Origin of the sequence: Micromonospora maris AB-18-032 (assembly GCF_000204155.1) — a bacterium.
In the GTDB taxonomy this organism is placed as follows: Bacteria; Actinomycetota; Actinomycetes; order Mycobacteriales; family Micromonosporaceae; genus Micromonospora; species Micromonospora gifhornensis.
Genome location: NC_015434.1, coordinates 258,554 through 277,988, shown reverse-complemented (window position 1 = coordinate 277,988; position 19,435 = coordinate 258,554). Strand labels below are relative to the sequence as shown.

The 19,435-nt window shown below is 70.4% G+C and carries 13 protein-coding genes and 1 pseudogene; 3 read left to right on the top strand and 11 right to left on the bottom strand.

All coding sequences use genetic code 11. The annotated features are described in order from the left end of the window. Positions 1-178: 178 nt before the first annotated feature. Positions 179-742: a response regulator gene (locus VAB18032_RS01375; protein ID WP_013730972.1), complete on the bottom strand. Its 564-nt coding sequence runs from the start codon at positions 740-742 to the stop codon at positions 179-181. Further along, on the bottom strand, positions 739-5,109 hold the full coding sequence (locus VAB18032_RS01370; protein WP_043722626.1) for a hybrid sensor histidine kinase/response regulator: 4,371 nt from the start codon (positions 5,107-5,109) through the stop codon (positions 739-741). Before VAB18032_RS01370 ends, VAB18032_RS01375 begins: the two co-directional genes overlap by 4 nt. 155 nt (positions 5,110-5,264) lie before the next feature. On the opposite strand from VAB18032_RS01370, the gene VAB18032_RS01365 reads away from it, so the two are divergent. Continuing rightward, positions 5,265-7,325: a SpoIIE family protein phosphatase gene (locus VAB18032_RS01365; RefSeq protein WP_013730970.1), complete on the top strand. Its 2,061-nt coding sequence runs from the start codon at positions 5,265-5,267 to the stop codon at positions 7,323-7,325. Positions 7,326-7,411: 86 nt separating this feature from the next. Here the strand turns inward: VAB18032_RS01365 and VAB18032_RS01360 are convergent, their stop codons facing one another. Next, on the bottom strand, positions 7,412-8,758 hold the full coding sequence (locus tag VAB18032_RS01360; protein WP_126712669.1) for an FAD-binding oxidoreductase: 1,347 nt from the start codon (positions 8,756-8,758) through the stop codon (positions 7,412-7,414). Between the two features lie 81 nt (positions 8,759-8,839). Between VAB18032_RS01360 and VAB18032_RS01355 the strand changes: the two genes are divergently transcribed. Further along, positions 8,840-10,936, top strand: a complete 2,097-nt coding sequence (locus VAB18032_RS01355) for a S9 family peptidase (protein WP_013730968.1) — start codon at positions 8,840-8,842, stop codon at positions 10,934-10,936. Between the two features lie 245 nt (positions 10,937-11,181). Here the strand turns inward: VAB18032_RS01355 and VAB18032_RS31400 are convergent, their stop codons facing one another. Then, the gene (locus tag VAB18032_RS31400) at positions 11,182-12,699 is read right to left on the bottom strand and encodes a hypothetical protein (protein WP_148272170.1); all 1,518 of its coding nucleotides are present in this window, start codon (positions 12,697-12,699) and stop codon (positions 11,182-11,184) included. Positions 12,700-12,810: 111 nt separating this feature from the next. Between VAB18032_RS31400 and VAB18032_RS01340 the strand changes: the two are divergent. Next, positions 12,811-13,101: pseudogene (locus VAB18032_RS01340) on the top strand (DNA-binding response regulator); the annotation flags it as partial. A gap of 62 nt (positions 13,102-13,163) precedes the next feature. Here the strand turns inward: VAB18032_RS01340 and VAB18032_RS01335 are convergent. The 7 genes from VAB18032_RS01335 to VAB18032_RS01305 form a co-directional block, all read right to left on the bottom strand. Continuing rightward, a complete protein-coding gene (locus tag VAB18032_RS01335; protein ID WP_013730964.1) occupies positions 13,164-13,547 on the bottom strand; it encodes an STAS domain-containing protein in 384 nt (127 codons plus the stop codon). Positions 13,548-13,724: 177 nt separating this feature from the next. Continuing rightward, positions 13,725-15,260 (bottom strand): SpoIIE family protein phosphatase, encoded by a 1,536-nt coding sequence (locus VAB18032_RS01330; protein ID WP_013730963.1) that lies wholly within the window; start codon positions 15,258-15,260, stop codon positions 13,725-13,727. A 1-nt stretch (position 15,261) separates the two neighbouring features. Beyond that, positions 15,262-16,587 (bottom strand): sensor histidine kinase, encoded by a 1,326-nt coding sequence (locus VAB18032_RS01325; protein WP_013730962.1) that lies wholly within the window; start codon positions 16,585-16,587, stop codon positions 15,262-15,264. Between the two features lie 23 nt (positions 16,588-16,610). Then, a complete protein-coding gene (locus tag VAB18032_RS01320; RefSeq protein ID WP_013730961.1) occupies positions 16,611-17,630 on the bottom strand; it encodes a SpoIIE family protein phosphatase in 1,020 nt (339 codons plus the stop codon). Further along, on the bottom strand, positions 17,618-18,037 hold the full coding sequence (locus VAB18032_RS01315; protein WP_013730960.1) for an ATP-binding protein: 420 nt from the start codon (positions 18,035-18,037) through the stop codon (positions 17,618-17,620). Before VAB18032_RS01315 ends, VAB18032_RS01320 begins: the two co-directional genes overlap by 13 nt. After that, positions 18,034-18,444 (bottom strand): STAS domain-containing protein, encoded by a 411-nt coding sequence (locus VAB18032_RS01310; protein WP_013730959.1) that lies wholly within the window; start codon positions 18,442-18,444, stop codon positions 18,034-18,036. Before VAB18032_RS01310 ends, VAB18032_RS01315 begins: the two co-directional genes overlap by 4 nt. After that, positions 18,444-19,304 (bottom strand): STAS domain-containing protein, encoded by an 861-nt coding sequence (locus tag VAB18032_RS01305; RefSeq protein ID WP_013730958.1) that lies wholly within the window; start codon positions 19,302-19,304, stop codon positions 18,444-18,446. Before VAB18032_RS01305 ends, VAB18032_RS01310 begins: the two co-directional genes overlap by 1 nt. Positions 19,305-19,435 lie beyond the last annotated feature (131 nt).

The window sequence follows — 19,435 nt, the reverse complement described above, 5'->3', positions numbered from 1 at the left end:
GGGCAGTGACGCGCCCCCGCCCCAGTCCACGCTCGTGATCCCGCCACGATCTTGCACTTATGGTCGCCCTTATGTCGCCCTTGCCCCGTTACGCCCCGACGAAAAGTGCAAGATCGCGGGGGCGGGTGGGGGTGGGGGTGGGCCGCGCGGGGTGGCGCGGGGGTGGGGAGGGGTGGGGTTAGTCGGGGGTGGGGCCCCAGCGGGCTTGTTCGAGGGTGGTGAGGACTTGGGCGATGGCGTCGGGGTTGTCGTCGGCGGAGCGTAGGAGGGTGGTGGCCTCGTCGACGGCGTCGGTGAGCAGGCGCCACTGGGCGTCGCGCTCGCGAACCATCTCCGACTGGGCGGCCAGCTGGCGGGTCTTGGTCCAGAGTTCCACGAAGACGGAGACCTTGGCTCGCAGCACCCACGGGTCGAAGGGCTTGGTCAGGTAGTCCACCGCGCCGACCGCGTAGCCACGCAGCGCCAGTTGCGCGTCCCGGTCGGCGGCGGTCAGGAAGATGATCGGTACGTGTCGGGTGCGTTCCCGCCGCTTGATGTGGCTGGCCGTCTCGAAGCCGTCCATGTCCGGCATCTGGGCGTCGAGCAGGATGACCGCGAAGTCGTCGACCAGCAGTTGCTTGAGCGCCGCCTCCCCGCTCTCCACCGCCACCGACTGCACCGGCAGCCCCTGGAGGATCGCCTCCAGGGCCATCAGGTTCTCCCGGCGGTCATCGACCAGTAGCGCCTTTGCCACCTGCGTCACGAGCCCTCCTCGGTACGGCTGCCGCTGATCCAGGAGCCCATCAACTCGATCAGCTCGTCCAGGTCGACCGGTTTGGTGATGTAGTCACTCGCCCCCGCCGCGATCGCCGACTCCCGATCGCCGGGCATCGCCTTGGCCGTGAGGAAGACGATCGGCAGATCGGCGAACCGGTGGTTGCGCCGGATCTGTCTGGTGGTCTCGTACCCGTCCTGGTCAGGCATCATGGCATCCATCAGCACGATGTCGACCTCCGGGTGCTCGGCGAGCAGGCGTACGCCGTCGTTGCCGTTGTCGGCGTAGAGCACCGTCATGCCGTGTAGTTCCAGCGCGCTGGTCAGGGCGAACACGTTGCGCACATCGTCGTCGACGATCAGCACCGTGGCGCCGTCCAGTTGGCGGGTCTTCGGTGCCTCGGGCTGCTGCGGCAGCAACTCCACCGGCGGCATCAGCAGCGACGACGGTAGGCCGGCCCGCTGCGGGGAGGGTGGCGCCGGGGCCACCACGGCGTCCGGCGCCAGCACGTCGGGCAGGTAGAGGGTGAACGTCGAGCCCTGGTTGGGCGCCGAGCTGACGGTGATCGTGCCGCCGATCAGCCGGGCCAGGTCGCGACTGATGGACAGGCCCAGGCCGGTACCGCCGTAGCGGCGGCTGGTGGTGCCGTCCGCCTGCTGGAACGCCTCGAAGATCAGGGACAGCTTGTCGTCGGAGATGCCGATGCCGGTGTCGATCACCGTGAACGCGATCACCTGACGGGCGTTGATCAGCGCCGGTACGTCGAAGACCGCGTGCTCCGGTGCCCGGGAGATGCGCAGCGTCACCGCGCCGTTGTCGGTGAACTTCACCGCGTTGGAGAGCAGGTTGCGCAGGATCTGCTGGAGTCGCTGGGCGTCGGTGACCACCGCGGGCGGCAGGTCCTTGGCCACCCGTACCTGGAAGTCCAGGCCCTTCTCCTCGGCCTGCGGGGCGAACGCCTGCTCGACGTAGCTGCGGATCTCCTCGAACCGGACCTCGGTCGGCTCCACGTCCATCCGCCCCGCCTCGATCTTGGACAGGTCGAGGATGTCGTCGATCAGGCGCAGCAGATCCGACCCGGAGCCGTGGATCGTCCGGGCGAACTCGATCTGCTTCGGGGTCAGGTTGCGCTCCGAGTTCTCGGCCAGCAGCCGCGCCAGCAGGAGCAGCGAGTTCAGCGGCGTACGCAGTTCGTGGCTCATGTTCGCCAGGAACTCCGACTTGTACGCCGAGGCGCGGGTCAGCTGCTGCGCCTTCTCCTCCAGACCGAGCCGGGCCATTTCGATCTCCCGGTTCTTGGTCTCGATGTTGCCCTTCTGCTCCGACAGCAGGGTCGCCTTCTCCTCCAGTTCGGCGTTGGTGCGCTGCAACTCCGCCGACTGTTCCTGCAACTCGTGGGCCAGCCGCTGCGACTGGGCGAGCAGCTCCTCCGTACGCCGGTTGGCCTGAATGGTGTTGACCGCGATGCCGATGGTGGCGACCAACCGCTCCAGGAAGGACAGGTGCAACTCGGAGAAGGGCGTCACGCTGGCGAACTCGATCACCCCGAGCAGTTCGCCCTCGAAGAGCACGGGCAGCACGACCAGGTCGGCCGGTGGAGTGTCGGCCAGCCCGGAGCGCAGCGTGATCCGCCCGTCCGGTACGGCGCCGACCCGGATCGTCCGGCGGGAGAGGGCGGTCTGCCCGACCAGCCCTTCGCCGGGACCGAAGGTGACCTCGTGACCTCGGGACACGTAGCCGTACGAGGCGGTCAGCCGCAGCCGCATCACGCCCTCGGAGTTGTCCGCCAGGAAGAACGCGCCGAGTTGCGCGTCGACAAGCGGTGTCACCTCCATCATGATCATCCGGCAGACCTCGCCGAGGTCGCGCTGGCCCTGCAACAGACCACCGATGCGGGCCAGGTTGGAGTCGAGCCAGCCCTGCTCGGCGTTCTTGTGGGTGGTCTCCCGCAGGGTGACGATCATCTGGTTGATGTTGTCCTTGAGCTCGGCGACCTCGCCCTGCGCCTTCACCGCGATCCGCTGGGTCAGATCGCCGCGGGTCACCGAGGTCGACACCTGGGCGATCGCCCGCAGCTGGGTGGTCAGGGTGGAGGCGAGCTGGTTGACGTTCTCGGTCAGGTCCCGCCAGGTGCCGGAGACGCCCTTCACCTGGGCCTGACCGCCCAGCTTGCCTTCGATGCCGACCTCGCGGGCCACCCGGGTCACCTCGTCGGCGAACGACGACAGCTGATCCACCATCGTGTTGACGGTGTTCTTCAGCTCCAGGATCTCGCCCTGCGCGTCGACCGTGATCTTCTGCGACAGGTCGCCGTTGGCGACAGCGGTGGTGACCGAGGCGATGTTCCGTACCTGGCTGGTCAGGTTCGACGCCATCGAGTTCACGTTGTCGGTCAGGTCCCGCCAGGTGCCCGAGACGCCCTTGACCTGGGCCTGGCCGCCGAGCTTGCCTTCGGTGCCCACTTCACGGGCCACCCGGGTGACCTCGTCGGCGAACGAGGACAACTGATCCACCATCGTGTTGACGGTGTTCTTCAGCTCCAGGATCTCGCCCTGCGCGTCCACGGTGATCTTCTGCGACAGGTCACCCTTGGCCACCGCGGTCGAGACCTGGGCGATGTTCCGCACCTGGCTGGTCAGGTTCGACGCCATCGAGTTCACGTTGTCCGTCAGGTCCCGCCAGGTGCCGGCCACTCCCCGCACCTGGGCCTGACCGCCGAGCTTGCCTTCGGTGCCCACCTCACGGGCCACCCGCGTCACCTCGTCGGCGAACGACGACAACTGATCCACCATCGTGTTGACGGTGTTCTTCAACTCCAGGATCTCGCCCCGGGCGTCCACGGTGATCTTCTGCGACAGGTCACCCTTGGCGACGGCCGTGGTGACGGAGGCGATGTTCCGTACCTGACTGGTGAGGTTCGACGCCATCGAGTTCACGTTGTCGGTCAAATCCCGCCAGGTGCCCGAGACCCCCTTCACCTGGGCCTGACCGCCCAGCTTGCCCTCGGTGCCCACCTCACGGGCCACCCGGGTCACCTCGTCGGCGAACGACGACAACTGATCCACCATCGTGTTGACGGTGTCCTTGAGCTCCAGGATCTCGCCCCGGGCGTCGACCGTGATCTTCTGCGACAGGTCACCCTTGGCCACCGCCGTGGACACCTGGGAGATGTTGCGGACCTGGCTGGTCAGGTTGCCGGCCAGCTGGTTGACGTTCTCGGTCAGGTCCCGCCAGGTGCCGGAGACCCCGCGTACCTGGGCCTGGCCGCCGAGCTTGCCCTCGGTGCCCACCTCACGGGCCACCCGCGTCACCTCGTCGGCGAACGACGACAACTGATCCACCATCGTGTTGACGGTGTCCTTGAGTTCGAGGATCTCGCCCTGCGCCGCCACGGTGATCTTCTGCGACAGGTCGCCGCGGGCCACCGCCGTGGACACCTGGGCGATGTTGCGCACCTGGGCGGTCAGGTTCGACGCCATCGAGTTGACGCTGTCGGTCAGGTCCTTCCAGGTGCCGGCCACGTTGGGCACCTCGGCCTGGCCGCCGAGCTTGCCCTCGGTACCCACCTCGCGGGCCACCCGGGTCACCTGCTCGGCAAAGAGCCGCAGGGTGTCGGTCAGCGAGTTCATCGTGTCGGCCAGCTCGGCGACCTCGCCCCGGGCGCTCACCGTGATCTTCTGGCTCAAATCGCCCTTCGCCACCGCCGTGGCCACCTGGGAGATCGACCGCACCTGCCCGGTGAGGTTCGACGCCATGGTGTTCACCGAGTCGGTGAGGTCCTTCCAGGTGCCGGCGACGCCGCGTACGTCGGCCTGACCGCCGAGCTTGCCCTCGGTGCCCACCTCGCGGGCCACCCGGGTCACCTCGTTGGAGAAGGACGAAAGCTGGTCGACCATGGTGTTGACGGTGCGGCCGATGCGCAGGTACTCACCGCGCAGCGGACGGCCGTCGATCTCCAGCGCCATGTGCTGGGAGAGGTCACCGTCGGCGACGGCGACGATGACCCGCGCGATCTCGGTGGTGGGTCGGCCCAGATCGTCGATCAACGAGTTGACGGCCCGCTGACCTTCCGCCCACGAGCCGTCCAATCCCTCTTCGTCCAGCCGCTCGGTCAGCCGGCCGTCCCGACCGACGATCCGGCTGATCCGCCGTAGATCCAGATGCTGCCGCTCCTGGAGCGACACCACGTCGTTGAAGGCGTCCGCCACCTCCCCGGCCGCGCCGGAACGCCGCGGAAGCCTGACCTTGAGGTCACCGCCGCGCACCCGGCGCAGCGCCTCCGCCAGCTCGGTGAGGACCGCCTCGTGGTCGGCGACGCTGATCTCCGCGGTCGCCGACTGTTTCGCCGTGGTCATCATTCCTCGCTCACCTCGGGGTCCACCGGCTCGCGCCGGGTCACCCCATCATTGTCCCCGTGACCTCGAAACCGCCACGACGCATCGCCGCCCGGGTTACGGACGCGAACCCCGATCGGTTTGGCACACCAGGGGTGGCGGTGGAGGATACGAGGGTGGCAGCGGAGGCGGGGCCCGCGGCGACCGGAGGCCCACACGAGCATGTACGACGTGTCCGGCTGCCGGCGGATCGTCGTACGCCGGCGGCGGCGCGGGCCGTCGTGCGGTCCGTACTCGCCGAGGCTGACCTGGACGAACTGCTCAACGAGGCACTTCTGCTCACCACCGAGCTGTCCACCAACGCCGTCGAGCACGCCCGCACCGAACTGGACGTCGAGGTGAGCGCCGACGCGGCCGGGTTGACCGTGACCGTGTCCGACTTCGCCGCCGGCCCGGTCGACGAACTCACCGTCGGGGTACGCAACGCGGCCACAGAGATCACCGAGGTCGCCGAACGCGGCCGGGGACTGCTGCTCGTCGATCACTTCGCCAGCCGCTGGGGCACCACCTACCTGCCCAGCGGCAAGGGCGTGTGGTTCCGGCTGGACCGGCGCAGCCCATCGGGAGGCGGCCGGACGACGTCGGCCGGTGAGACGGACGGCACCGCAGCGACCACCGCACCCAGCGCCGGGGCGATGAGCACGCTGATGCAGACCCTGCCCGATCCGTACGCCGAGGATCCGCTGCCCGACTTCGCCACGAACCTGCTCACCCGGGTGGCGGAGATGATCGGTGCCGCCGGAGGTGTGGTGCGACTGGATCGCGGCGACGGGCAGGGCACCCAGGTGCTCGCCCGGTACGGTCGGCAGCCCCGGCCCGGTCACGACCTGCTCCGGGTGCCGCTGGCGGTGCATCGCCCGTACGTTGGGGAACTGGAACTGGACGCCGCGCCCACCGCGTACGCCCGCCCGCTGGCGGTGCTGACCGCCGAGCGACTCTCGCTGCACCTGGAGAACGACCGGCTGCGTCGCGCCGACGTACGCCGACAGGCCTGGCTCACCTTCCTCGCCGAGGCCAGCGAACTGCTCGCCCAGTCGTTGGACGTGGAACTGACCATGGCGCTCGTCCCGCAACTGGTGGTGCCCCGACTCGGTCAGTGGTGCGCGGTGCACACCACCGACGAGTGGGGTCGGCTGCGCCTGGCCGCCGCCACGCACGCCGACGAGGCGATGCTGCCGCAGTTGCACGCCACGCTGCGCGAATCGGGTCCCGACTCGATCCAGGCCCGGCTGCGGGAGGCCAGCCGCAACGGCACCCAGACGCCGCTGGGCGCGCCGATGGAGGGCTTCGCCGTACCGTTGATCGCCCGGGGTCAGCGCCTCGGCACCCTGGCGGTCGGGCGACACCAGCGACACCGGCACGACCCGGACGAGATCGCAGTGCTGGAGGACGTGGCCCGCCGGGCGGCCCTGGCGATCGAGAACGCCCGGATCCACGCGGAACGCCGACGCATCGCCCAGGCTCTGCAACAGTCGCTGCTGCCGCCGGTGCTGCCGGTGGTCGACGGCATCGGTTTCGCCGCCGAGTACGTCCCGACCGGCGGCGACGCCGACGTCGGTGGTGACTTCTACGACGTGGTGCCGCTGCCGGATGGACGCTGGCTGGTGGTGATCGGCGACGTCTCCGGCAAGGGAGTGCAGGCCGCAGCGGTCACCGGGCTGGTCCGGGACGTGATCCGGGTGCTGGCCGGCGACGGCAAGCCGCTGCCCGAGTTGCTGCCCCGGCTCAACGAGACGCTTGTCGAGCGGGGTGCCGGACGGTACTGCACGTTGGCGCTGGCCGTGGTCGCGCCGAGCGAGGGTGACCGGCTCGACGTCGAGTTGCACCTGGCCGGGCATGATCGACCGTTGCTGCTGCGTTCCGGTGGCGGCCCGGCCAGCTTCGTCGGCAGCGGTGGCACCGCGCTCGGCCTGCTCGAAACGATCAGCTCACCGTCCTCGGAGATCACCCTCGGCCCTGGTGACTGCCTGGTCTTCTACACCGACGGCGTGACCGAGCGCCGCCGAGGCCGGGAGCTGTTCGGCATCGGTCGGCTGCGCGACGCCGTCACTCCGCTCGCCGGTTACCCCGCCGACGTGGTGGCGGCCCGGCTGCGCGCCACCGCGATCAACTTCTCGGTGGAGGAGCCGCGCGACGACATCGCCATCCTCGTCCTCCGCAACGACGCCGCTGGCTGACCCCCTCGCCCGCTGTTGTCAGACGCCGCCGCCTCACACAGCCTGTCCGGCCGCCAGACGCCGCGGCCGACCCGGGCCGTCCGCCGTCAGAGGCCGCCGGGGAGTCGGCCGGGAGCGAGTCGGTGGCCCGGGTCGAGGTGCTGCTTGACCGCGCGGAGGCGGGCCAGGCCGACCAGCTCGCCCCAGAGGTCGACGGCCCGCCGGACGGCCGGTGGCGCGGAGAGCACCACGCATCGGCCCTGCCGGGCCAGCAGCACGCTGCGGACGGCGGCCAGGATCGCCGCTACCCGGTCCGGCGCGAGCGAGCCGGGCAGGGCGGCATGCACCACACCCCGGCCAGCTGAGCCACGCACCGGAACCGGCGACCCGGCCGCGTCGCGCAGCGCGTACACCGCCGCGTGCAGGTCGGTGATCGGCACCTCCAGCCTCAGCGCGGTGTCGCCGGGGGCGAACGGGTAACTGCGCCACCAGGGCGGCGCCGATCTGGCCACCGTCGCGCGGGCACCGAGCAGCGACACCAGCCGGTCGCTGCGCTCCGCCACGTCGGAAGGGCCGCCCTCCAACAACACCACGAGCGAACCGGCACCGGCCGGGCTGGCCGGTGACCGCCCGGTCATGGACGGATGACGGGCCATCGCGGCGGCCCGCGCATCCCACGGCATTCGGTCCTTCCCGCCGACCGGCAGGTCCAGCTCGATCGCGGCCGGGTCGAGGCGGGCGGCGAGCACCGCGCGGATCAGGTCGTGCACCTCAAGCGGCGTCCACACCGGTCGGGTCACCCAGACCCGGCAGGCCGGCATGGCCTGCACGCGCAGGGTGGCGCTGACCAGCACACCGAGCGCCCCCTCCGAGCCGCACAACAGCCGGGCCTGGGCCAGCCCGGCGGCCCCGCCGTCGGCCTCGGTCAGCTCCCCGTCGGCGGCCAGATAACGCAGGCTGACGAGCTGATCGCAGGCGGTGCCGTGTCGGTGCCGCAGCGGACCCGCCTCGTCGGCGGCGAGCACGCCACCGATTGTGGCACCGGGCGAGGGTGCGTCCACCGCGAGCCGCTGGCTGGTGCGTTCCAGGGTGGCCTGCACCGCCCGCAGCGGCGTGCCGGCGCCGACCTCGGCGGCACCCTGACCGGGCGGCCGATGCCCGATGCCGGCCAGTCGCCCGGTGTCGAGCATGATGTCGACCCGCTCGGGCGGGGCACCCCAGTCGATTTTCGTGCCGGCCCCGCGCGGAACCACGCTCAGGTCGTGTCGTGCGGCCAACCGGAGCACCCGGGCCGCCGCGTCGGCACCGCCGGGAACCGCCACCCAGCGGGCCGGCCGCCCGGCCACCTCGTCGGCGGGGCCGGCGAACCGGGCGAAGCGCGGGCCACAGATCTCGATCAGTCGGCGGGTGATGTCGAGGGCACCGGACGTGCCGGTGGAACGTGCTGGCACCATGCCGCGATCGTACATGTGTTCGAACGATTCGGTAGGTATTTGCTACCGACGGGAGCCGAGCAGGGCCGGTAACGTGACGCCGTGACCACCGAGACCCCCGCACCCGTGGCGAAGCGGGTACCCACCGAACGCGTCCACCACGACGACATCGTCGTCGACGAGTACGCCTGGCTGGCCGCGAAGGACGATCCGGAGACCATCGCCTACCTCGACGCCGAGAACGCCTGGACCGAGCAGCGCACAGCCCACCTGTCCGGGCTGCGGACCGAGTTGTTCGAGGAGATCCGTCGACGCACCCAGGAATCCGACCTGTCGGTACCGACCCGCAAGGGCGGGTACTGGTACTACACCCGTACGGTCGAGGGCCGGCAGTACGGCGTGCACTGTCGGCGGGCCGTACGCGACGGCGAGACCACGCCCCCGATCAGTGCCGACGGCGCTCCCCTGGACGGCGAGGAGATCCTGCTCGACGGCAACCTGCTCGCCGAAGGGCACGACTTCTTCGCCCTGGGCGCCTTCGACGTCAGCCCCGACGGGCGTTTTCTCGCCTACTCCACGGACTTCTCCGGCGACGAACGGTTCACCCTGCGGATCAAGGATCTCGTCAGCGGCGAACTGCTGCCCGACGAGATCCCGGGCACCTTCTACGGCACGGCCTGGTCGACCGACGCCTCCGTGCTGTTCTACGTCACGGTGGACGAGGCGTGGCGTCCGCACCGGGTCTGGCGGCACGTGATCGGCACCGCCGCCGGCGACGACGTGGTGGTGCACGCCGAGGACGACGAACGCTTCTGGGTCGGGGTCGAGTTGACCCGATCGGAGCGGTTCATCCTGATCGACATCGCCAGCAAGCTCACCAGCGAGGTACGGGTCATCCCCGCCGACAACCCGACCGGCGAACCCGCAGTGATCGCACCACGCCGACAGGGCGTCGAGTACTCGGTGGAGCACCACGGGCACCGGTTCCTGATCCTGCACAACGACGGCGCCGAGGACTTCGCCCTCGCGTACGCCTCGGCGGACACGCCGGGCGACTGGGTGCCGATGATCGACCACTCCCCCGGCACCCGACTGGAGGCGGTGGACGCCTTCGCCGACCACCTGGTCGTCACGCTGCGCAGCAACGGCCTGACCGGCCTGCGGGTGCTGCCGCTCGACGGCGGGGACGCCCACGACATCGAGTTCCCGGAGCCGCTGCACACCGTCGGCCTGGACGGCAATCCCGAGTACCGCACCGACCGGCTCCGGCTGCGCTACACCTCGTTGATCATCCCCGACTCGGTGTACGACTACGACCTGGCGACCCAGGAACTGACGCTGCTGCGCCGCCGGCCCGTGCTGCCCGGCCCGGACGGACAGCCGTACCAGCCGGAAGACTACGAGCAGCAGCGCGACTGGGCCCTGGCCGACGACGGCACCCGGGTGCCGATCTCGCTGGTCTACCGCCGGGGTACGCCCCGCGACGGCTCGGCCCCCTGCGTCATCTACGGCTACGGGTCGTACGAGGCCAGCATGGACCCGTGGTTCTCGGTCGGCCGGCTGTCCCTGCTGGACCGTGGGGTGATCTTCGCGGTGGCCCACATCCGGGGCGGCGGTGAACTGGGCCGCCGCTGGTACGACCACGGCAAGATGCTCGCCAAGAAGAACACCTTCACCGACTTCGTCGCCTGCGCCCGCCACCTGGCCAAGACCGGCTGGACGGCCCCCGACCGACTGGTCGCGCGCGGCGGCTCGGCCGGCGGCCTGCTGATGGGCGCGGTCGCCAACCTCGCCCCCGACGCCTTCACCGGCATCGTCGCGCAGGTGCCGTTCGTGGACGCGCTCAACACCATCCTCGACCCGTCCCTGCCGCTGACGGTGACCGAGTGGGAGGAGTGGGGCAACCCCCTCGCGGACCCCGAGGTGTACGCCTACATGAAGTCGTACACCCCGTACGAGAACGTCGCGCCGCTTGACTATCCGGCGATCCTCGCGATGACCAGCCTCAACGACACGCGGGTGTTCTACCACGAGCCGGCCAAGTGGATCGCCCGGCTGCGCGCCGTCGCGCCGCAGGGCGACTACCTGCTCAAGACCGAGATGGAGGCCGGTCACGGCGGCCCCAGTGGACGGTACGACTCCTGGCGCGAGGAAGCCTTCATCAACGCCTGGATCCTGGACCGCTTCGGCCGCGCCTGACCGGCCCCTGTCGTCCCCTCTTCCGCGGCGCCGGCTGCTCACCCCCGCTGCCGGCGCCGCACCGCCCCCCTCCCAGGCCTGCTCATCACCCTCCCGGGCCCGCTCCACCACCCACCCAGGGCTGCACCGCCTCCTGTTCCTGCTCAGCGGCCCATGATCACGCTCGATCCCGGATCGAGTTGCCTCGCTCGCGCGCTCAACCACTCGATCTGGGATCGAGCGTGACCTTGGCGGGTCGGCGGAGGTCACCTGCGACCTCTGCCCTGACCTGCCGTGCGGTCCGGCCGGGAGGAGTCGGGAGCCTCCGGTCGCGGGGGCGGGCTTCCCGCTGGCCGCTTCGGGCTGTGCAAGCTGGTGAGGCTAGCGGCGCGGGGATTACCGGGCGGCACCCGCTCTGGCCGCGCGTCTCGCGCCGCCACGTGCTGTCCCGCAGCGGACGGCCGAGCAGGCGTCCCCGGTACGCTCACCGCCGGGCGCTGCTGCTCGACATACCTCCCGATGGGCGAACCCGGCGCACTCACCACCGGCGACCCCGGCGGGCTCACGATCGGATGAGCGTCGGCGTGCATCCCGGCCGGCGACCCTGGCGGGTTCACCACCGGCGTCCCCGGCGGACCCCCCATCGGATGGTCGGCGTCCATGCGGGCAGGTGTCCCGGGCGGACTCACCACCGGTGTTCCCGGTGGAGTCACCACCGGTGTCCCCGGCGGGCTCACCGCATGGTCGTCGGCGCGCAACCAGGCTGGCATCCCCAACACGCTCGCCGCTGGGCGCTGTTGCTCGATGTACCCTCCGGAAGGCCTCCTCGGCGCGCTCACCGCCAGACCGTCCTCGGCATACGTCAACGCAGGCGTCCCCGGCGGGCTCACGGCCAGGTTGTCGTCGGCATACGTCAGCGCAGGCATTGTCGGCGCTCTCACCAAGGGTTGGTCGTCGCCGTACGTATGGACGGGTGCTGTTCGTGCGCTCGCGGACGCGCCGCGGGTGGCCTTGTGTCTCTCGTCGGCGCGCGGGCCCTTGTCGTACCGGTCGGCGACCCAGTCGGCCAGCGCGACCATGTTCGCGACTTGTTGCATCTGCTGCGGGTCCTCGTAGAGTTTCTGCAGGTCAGGGTCGCTGGAGATGAGATACGCGACGGCGATGGCCCGTTCCAGGCGCTCCTTCTCGTGCTTGAGCAGGTGCTCCCCTTCCTCGTTGAGGGTCGCTTTCCAGCTTTCGACCTGCGCGTCGGTGATAGGTTTCCGGGGCTCCGGTGCTGACTCACTCGGCGCAGGCGGCGACTCGTCGTCACCGGATGGCTGGGAGCTTTGCGTTTCCTCGCCTGGCTGGTCTGCCTCGGCTTGCTGGGATTCGCGCGTCGGCTCGCTGGAACCGGACCCCGGCGCACGGTCACCCGACGCCTGCCGGTCCTGCTCTCCGGCATCCGCTTGCTCCCCAGCACCAGCCTGCTCTCCGGCGGCGGCCGGTCGGGGTTTCGGCGCAGACTCGTTGATCTCGAAGTAGCGCAGCAGGCGCAGAAACCGGTGTACGGCTACGCGCAGCCAGCCTAACGGGCCGTCCTTCAGGTGACCGTTGACCAGGCTCGCAGCGACGTCACGGGCGTCCTTGATCTGTGTCTCGCTCAGCCGCGGCGTGTTGTCGGCCGGGCCACGATCTTGCCCGTTGTTCGCGCGGGCGTCTTCCAGCGCGAGCCGGAGATCCCTGTCCAGGGCGCGTTGCGCGGCGCGCAATCCGGGGGACGCTTCTGGGGGCAGCTCCGGCATCCGTGTCCACATGCCGTCACCAACGGTCCGACATGCCGAGTGGTTCAGGCCTTCGGACTCCCGGCGGGGCAGGCAGGTTCCGGGGTAGGCAGGGCATACCCCGGAAGGTGGGTTCAGTCGGCTGTCGAGTTGCGCGGCGAGCAGCCGGGCCTGGCCGTGGTCGTGCTCAGCCAGCACGTGCAGCCCGAGTACGCCTCCGCGCTGCTGGACAGCGCCGACGGCCGCCGGGTCGGCTACCTGCTCAAGGATCGGGTCGCCGAGGTCACCGACTTCGTCGACAACCTGCGTACCGTCCTCGCGGGCGGCGCCGTGATCGACCCGGACGTGGTCCGCCGGCTGCCGCACCGGCCCCGCGACCCGCTGGCTGCCCTCACCGCACGGGAACGGGAGGTGCTGGTGCTGACCCGGCCACCGCCGAGGCGATGAAGCTGATGGAGATCAGCGAGGGGGTACGAGATCGACGGTCAGGCGAAGGCGACGAGGTCGCGGCCGGCAGGTCGGCCGGCACCACGGATCTGGACGGTGCCGAAGTGGCTGTCGAGCAGGTGCCCGCTACCGCTGAGCGCGATGACCCGCGCCGGCCCGCCCTGGGCGGCGGTGACGGTCATCCGCTGTCCGCGCACCATGGCCGTCTGCCTGATCCTCAACAGGACGGCCAGTGCGGCGCAGTCGAGGAACCGCAGACCCTTCAGATTGAGCGTCAGGTGCGTGACCCATCGGGGTGCCAGCAGGCGTCCGAGGTCATGCTGAAGGTGCGTGATCGTGGACAGGTCGGCCTCACCTGTCATGGTCACGTACCGGGTGCCGGGCCGTACGTCGTAATGCTCGAAGCGCAACAGATCGTCCATGGGAAGACTCGGTCCCTGCCCTGGCGAAGGGCGTTCTGAGGGCCGGAGAGGTTGCCACCGTCAATCCGGGGCCGGGGAGGACAGAGCTGAAGCACGACAGTGCCGACCTCGACGTGGTGTTTAGGACACCAGCCGCAACGCTACCCGCGCCTGGCCGTCGCGGCCAGTTCCAGCCGCTCAGTGCCGACGTAGGGCCACCACGGCGACGTCGTCCTGGATCTCGTCGGGGGCGAGTTCGTCGAGCAGCCGCTGACAGAACCGGTCGAGGTCGGCATCCACCCGCACCGCGCTCGCCGCCAGCGACTTCAGTCCCTCGTCGATGTTGACGTCACGCCGCTCGATGAGACCGTCGGTGTAGAAGACGATCGTCGCCCCGGGGGGCAGCACGAACTCCAGGTCGGCGGGGCGCGGTGCCCGTACCCCGAGCAGTGGTGCGGAGTGGTGCACGTACTCGGTCTTGCCGTCCATGCTGATCAACGGGGGCAGGTGGCCGGCGCTGGCCAGCCGGACCTGCCCGGTGGCCGGGTCGAGCAGCAGTACGCAGATGGTGGCCAGTTCGGTGGGCAGCAGCGTACGCATCAGCTCGTTGACCCGGTGCAGGATCTCTCCCGGCTGGTGGCCCTCCACCGCGTACGCCCGCAGTGCGTGACGCAGCTCGGCCATCACCGTCGCGGCGTGCAGTGAGTGGCCCGCCACGTCGCCGATCGCCAGCAGCAGGTGACCGTCGAGCATCACCAGCTCGTAGAAGTCGCCACCGATCTCGGTACGGGCGCTGGCCGGCTCGTAGCGGACGGCCAGATCGAGCCCGGCGATCTGCGGGATGCGTTGCGGGAGCAGGCTGCGTTGCAGGGTCACCGCGATGCGATGCTCCTCGTCGAAGGAGCGTTGCACCTCGACCGCGGACGCCACCGCCTGCGCCAACTGGCGCAGCACCGGCGTCTGGGCAGTCTGCGTCGCGGTGGGCACCACCACGTAGAGCGGCGCCCGGTCGTCCCGCAGCCGGCCCGCGGCCACCGTCACCGTGTCGTCCGGTGGCCACTGCACCAACGCCCAGTCGGCGGGTTCCTCCACCCGGACGGTGGCGCCGACCGGGGTGTCGCTGTCGTCGACGACCCACGGCACGACGCGGCTCTCGGCACCCGGGCCGGCGCAGACCCCGGCCAGGCATTCCCCGTCGAAGGTTTCGGCGATCACCGCGGCGGGACTCTTGAATATCTCCGCGGTCCCGGCCGCCGCCAGCTCCAGCAGCCGGTCGAAGTTCGGCGCGGCGTGCACCGCGACTGTGGTGTCCGCCAACCCGGCGAGGCGTTCGGCGAGCAGCTCGGCGCGTTGCCGCGCCTGGTAGTAGCGGAGCACCGCGTGGGCGGTGGCGATCAGCTCCTCCGGATCGATCGGCTCCGCCAGGTACGCGTCCGCGCCCCTGGTCAGGCCCTGGGCGCGGTCGGTCGTGTCGATGGCGTGTGCCGACACGTGGATCACCGGCAGCGCGGGATGGGTCGACTTGATCCGCTCACAGACCTCGAAACCACTCAGATCCGGCAGCCGTACGTCGAGCACGACCAGGTCGACGGGGTCCACCTCGACCTGACGCAGGGCCTCGCTGCCGCTCTCGGCCTCGATCACCGTGAACCCGGCCCGCGTCAGCCAGTTCACCAGCAGGTAGCGCTTGGTCCGGCTGTCGTCGACCACCAGAACGGTCGGCGGGATTTCCACGTCACGTACCGTTCGCCGGCAGCGAGACGGTGAAGCTGCTGCCCCGACCCGGCTCACTTGACAGTTCGAGCGTGCCACCGAGCAGAGTGGCCAGCCGTCGGGCGTACGGCAGACCGAGGCCGGTGCCACCGGCCCGGGACGGCCCCGGCACCTGGTAGAACTCCTCGAAGACCCGCTCGTGGAACTCGGCCGGGATGCCGGCGCCGGTGTCGGTCACGACGAGCTTCCAGCTGTCGCCGGACCGCTCGGCGCGCAGCCGTACCTCGCCCCGGGTGGTGAACTTCAGACCGTTGTGCAGCAGGTTGCGCAACACCTGGGCGAGCAGCATCTCGTCGGTGCGAATGGTGGCGGGCGAGGGTGGTTCCTCCACCACCAGCCGCACGTCGGGGACGGTGTGCAGGGCCCGCAGGGTGCCGCGCAGCTGACCGAAGAGGGCACGCAGGTCCACTTCGGCCCAGTCCGGTTCGAGTCGGCCCGACTCCGCCTTGGCCAGGTCCAGCAACTCGTTGACCAGGGAGAGCAGATCCGATGCCGAGGATCGGATCAGGCCCACCTGGCGTTCCTGCTCAAGGGTGAGCGGGTCGGACGCGGCGTCGGTGAGCAACCGGGCCAACCCGATGATCGCGGTCACCGGTGCCCGCAACTCGTGGCTGACGTTGGCCAGGAAGCGGCTCTTCGACTCGCTCGCCGAGCGCAGCTGCACCGACTTCTCGTCCAACTCGGCGTACAGCGCCACCACACCCCGGTTGGTCTCCTCCAACTCGTCGGTGAGCTGATGATAGAGCGCCAGCACGCCTCGGTTGGTCTGCTCCAGCTCCTCGTTGAGCCGCGCCAGTTCGTCGCGTTGGCTGCGTACCTCGTCGAGAGCGGCGATCAGTTGCGAGTTCTGGGTGGCGAGTTCCTCCTCCGCGGTGCCCGGCACGCTCTGCCCGAGCTGGGCACGCAGTTGCTCGACACGCTGTGGCGTCAGCGCCTGCGCGGTGACCGGGATACGTCGCGACATCCTCACGACCGTATCCCCCGCTGCGGCCACCACGCTCAACGTGTCCACCAGGCGTGCCACCGCACCCGACTGCGGCTCGTACCGCCGGTCGGGCAGCGGGCTGACCGGAACGAGGTCGACTCGCAGGTGTTGCCGGCCGTCCGGAGCGGCGGTGATGGCGAACAGCACGTCGGCGCCGCCGACGCCGCGCAGCAGATCCCGGGCCACCTCGCTCAGGGCGGTGGCGATCCGGACCTGGTCCTGACGTTCCAGGCCGACCGCGGCGGCAACCTCCCGGCCCCGCTGGCGGACCACGAAGATGTCCTGCTCCACCCGCAACGCCATCCGCAACAGCGGTTCGTGCCTTATCACCAGGGCCTCGCCACCAGTACGCCGGCGTCGTCGCGGCGGATGCCCGCGTCCCGTAGCAGCGTGGCGGCCACCACCAGCGGCGACCGTCCGGTCAGGCCGGGATAGTCGGCGAGCCGCCAGCGATCGACCACCCCGTCACTGTGCATGATCAGCAGGCTGTCGGCGTCGAACGGGTAGTCGTACTGCCGGATCGTCGGGCGTTGGTGCCCGGCGATACCGGGCAGTGAGACCAGCCCTCGCCGCCGGCCGTCCCCGGTGGCCACCACGCCGCTGATGTTGCCCAGTCCGGCGTACCGCAGCAATCCCGCCGCCGGGTCCGGCTCGGCCACGGCGAGCGCCGCGCCCCGGGTGTGCGACAACGCCCGGTGCAGGTGGCTGACCACCTCGGCGGGGGCGGCCGCCGGGGCGGCCCGGAAGGCGGCGAGCGCGGCATCGGTGGCGGCGGCGGCCAGCGGCCCGTGCCCCAGGCCATCGGTGACCAGCACCTGACGGCGCTCGCCGATGGTCCGCCAGGCGTACCCGTCACCGCTGATCGTCTCTCCGGTCAGCGGCCGGATGACTCCGCCCACCCAGGGTCGTTCGGCTGCTGCGTCGGCGAACACCTGAACGGCGATGACCGTTCCTCGACCCGGCTGCGAGTACGCGTCGAACCAGCTGGCCTGCCGGACGATCGCCCCCAGACCGATGCCGAGCGTGCCGGTGGTCGAGTGGCCGTCGCGGGCGGAGTCGACGAGATCGATCATGCCCGGCCCGGAGTCGATCGCGACCAGTTCCACACCGGCGTCCAACTCGCGGCGCACGGGTCGAAGCAGCAGCACCCCGTCCTCGGCGTGCTTGATCAGGTTGCTGGTCAGCTCCGCCGCGACGATGGCCAGGTCGGCGACCCGGCCGTCGGGTAGCCCCAGCTGCTCGCCCAACCGTTCGGCGGCCCGCCGCAGGGCACTGCCGGGGCTGCCGGTCTCCACCCGGAACCAGATGCCCCGGTCGGTGACCGGCTCCGCCGTCAACGGGACCACTTGGTGATGGTGATCCGGGTGCCCTGACCGGGAGCGGTCTGGATGTCGAACTCGTCGACCAGCCGTCGGGCACCGCTGAGGCCGAGGCCGAGGCCACCGCCGGTGGTGTACCCGTCGGTCAGCGCCAGCTCCAGGTCGCCGATGCCGGGCCCGGAGTCGGCGAAGACGATGGTGATGCCGGGGCGGCGGCCATTGTCCACTGCGGTCACCTCGACGGTGCCACCGCCGCCGTAGACCAGGGTGTTGCGGGCCAGCTCGCTGGCCGCGGTGACCACCTTGGTCTGGTCGACCAGGGACAGCTTGACCGCCACCGCCACCGTACGCACCAGTTGGCGCACACGTACCACGTCTTCGTCGCTGCCGACCGTCTGCGCCTGCGGTCGGCTCAGGTCGACTCCGCTGGTCACGGCGACGCCGTCGGCTCAGCGTCCGAGCTGTCGTCGAACTCGTCGTAATCCTGGTCGCGGTCGGCGGCGATGAGTTCCATCCCCCGCTCGACGTTCAGCGCGGTACGGATGCCGTTGAGCGACAACCCCAGCTCGACCAGGGTGATGGCGACCGCGGGACGCATCCCGACCACCACCGTCTCCGCGTCGAGCACCCGGGAGATCGAGGCGATGGTGGACAGCATCCGCCCGACGAAGGAGTCGACGATGTCCAGGGCGGTGATGTCGATGATCACACCGTGGCAGCCGGTGGCGACGATCCGCTCGGCCAGGTCCTCCTGGAGCGCGACGGCCGTCTGGTCGGACATGTCGACCTGGATGGAGACCAGCAGAATGTCGCCGATCTTGAGAATCGGCACCCGCTCCATCAGGCCTCCCGGCGCGGCTGGCGGCGACCGGTCTCGACGCCGGTGAGCCGTAGCACGTGTCGCAGCGCGTCGGCGAGGCTGGCCTTGGTGGCGATGTCACCGAACTCGATGCCGAGCGCGACGATGGTCTGGGCGATCTGCGGCCGGATGCCGGAGATGATGCAGTCGGCACCCATCAGCCGGGCCGCCACCACGGTCTTCAGGATGTGCTGGGCGACCTGGGTGTCCACCGCCGGCACGCCGGTGATGTCGATGATCGCGTACGGCGAGCCGGTGTCGACAAGGGTCTGCAGCAACCGCTCCATGACCACCTGGGCGCGGGCCGAGTCGAGGGTGCCGACCAGCGGCACCGCCACCACGCCCTCCCAGAGCTTGACCACCGGGGTGGACAGCTCCAGCAGCTGCTCGGCCTGGTCGGCGATCAGGCTCTCCCGGGTGCGCACGTAGCTCTCGAAGGTGAACAGGCCCATCTGGTCGACAAGCGTGCCGAAGGCGACGTAGTCGCGCAGCGTCCCGGCGCTCTGGTCGGCCTCCATCACGCTCAGCAGGGCGTCCTTGAGGGCGAACACACCGGTGGCGGTCTCGGCGGCGGAGAAGCCCTGGCGGGCCTGCCCCCGGGACATCTCCGCGAGGACTGCGCGCAACTCGGTCGCCTCCTCGGCGGCCAGGTCGGTGAGCCCCTTGCCGAGCGCGTCGACCAGGGCCCGGTGCAGCTCCTGCACCTGCTGGCGCAGCTCGGCCTGGCTGAGCCGGCCACGCAACTGTCCGGCGACGACCTCGGTCCACCGTTGCGTGACCTGATCGACATGACTGGTCAGCAGACCGGCCAGCCGACTGCTCTCGTCAGCGCTCAGCGCCATGACATAACCCCCTCGACCTGGACCGGCCGGACTCTATCACCGAGCACCCGAAGTTACTTGCCCCACGGCAAGCGAATGGCGGCAGCCACTCGATCTCATGCCCGTTCTGCGTACCGGGGCTCCGGTGGGAT

Excerpts from the sequence above, each read along its gene's own strand:
- VAB18032_RS01370 (WP_043722626.1), bottom strand. The coding sequence starts at position 5,109 with ATGACCACGGCGAAACAGTCGGCGACCGCGGAGATCAGCGTCGCCGAC.
- VAB18032_RS01360 (WP_126712669.1), bottom strand. The coding sequence starts at position 8,758 with ATGGTGCCAGCACGTTCCACCGGCACGTCCGGTGCCCTCGACATCACC.
- VAB18032_RS31400 (WP_148272170.1), bottom strand. The coding sequence starts at position 12,699 with ATGCCGGAGCTGCCCCCAGAAGCGTCCCCCGGATTGCGCGCCGCGCAA.
- VAB18032_RS01335 (WP_013730964.1), bottom strand. The coding sequence starts at position 13,547 with ATGGACGATCTGTTGCGCTTCGAGCATTACGACGTACGGCCCGGCACC.
- VAB18032_RS01325 (WP_013730962.1), bottom strand. The coding sequence starts at position 16,587 with ATGGCGTTGCGGGTGGAGCAGGACATCTTCGTGGTCCGCCAGCGGGGC.
- VAB18032_RS01310 (WP_013730959.1), bottom strand. The coding sequence starts at position 18,444 with ATGGAGCGGGTGCCGATTCTCAAGATCGGCGACATTCTGCTGGTCTCC.
- VAB18032_RS01305 (WP_013730958.1), bottom strand. The coding sequence starts at position 19,304 with ATGGCGCTGAGCGCTGACGAGAGCAGTCGGCTGGCCGGTCTGCTGACC.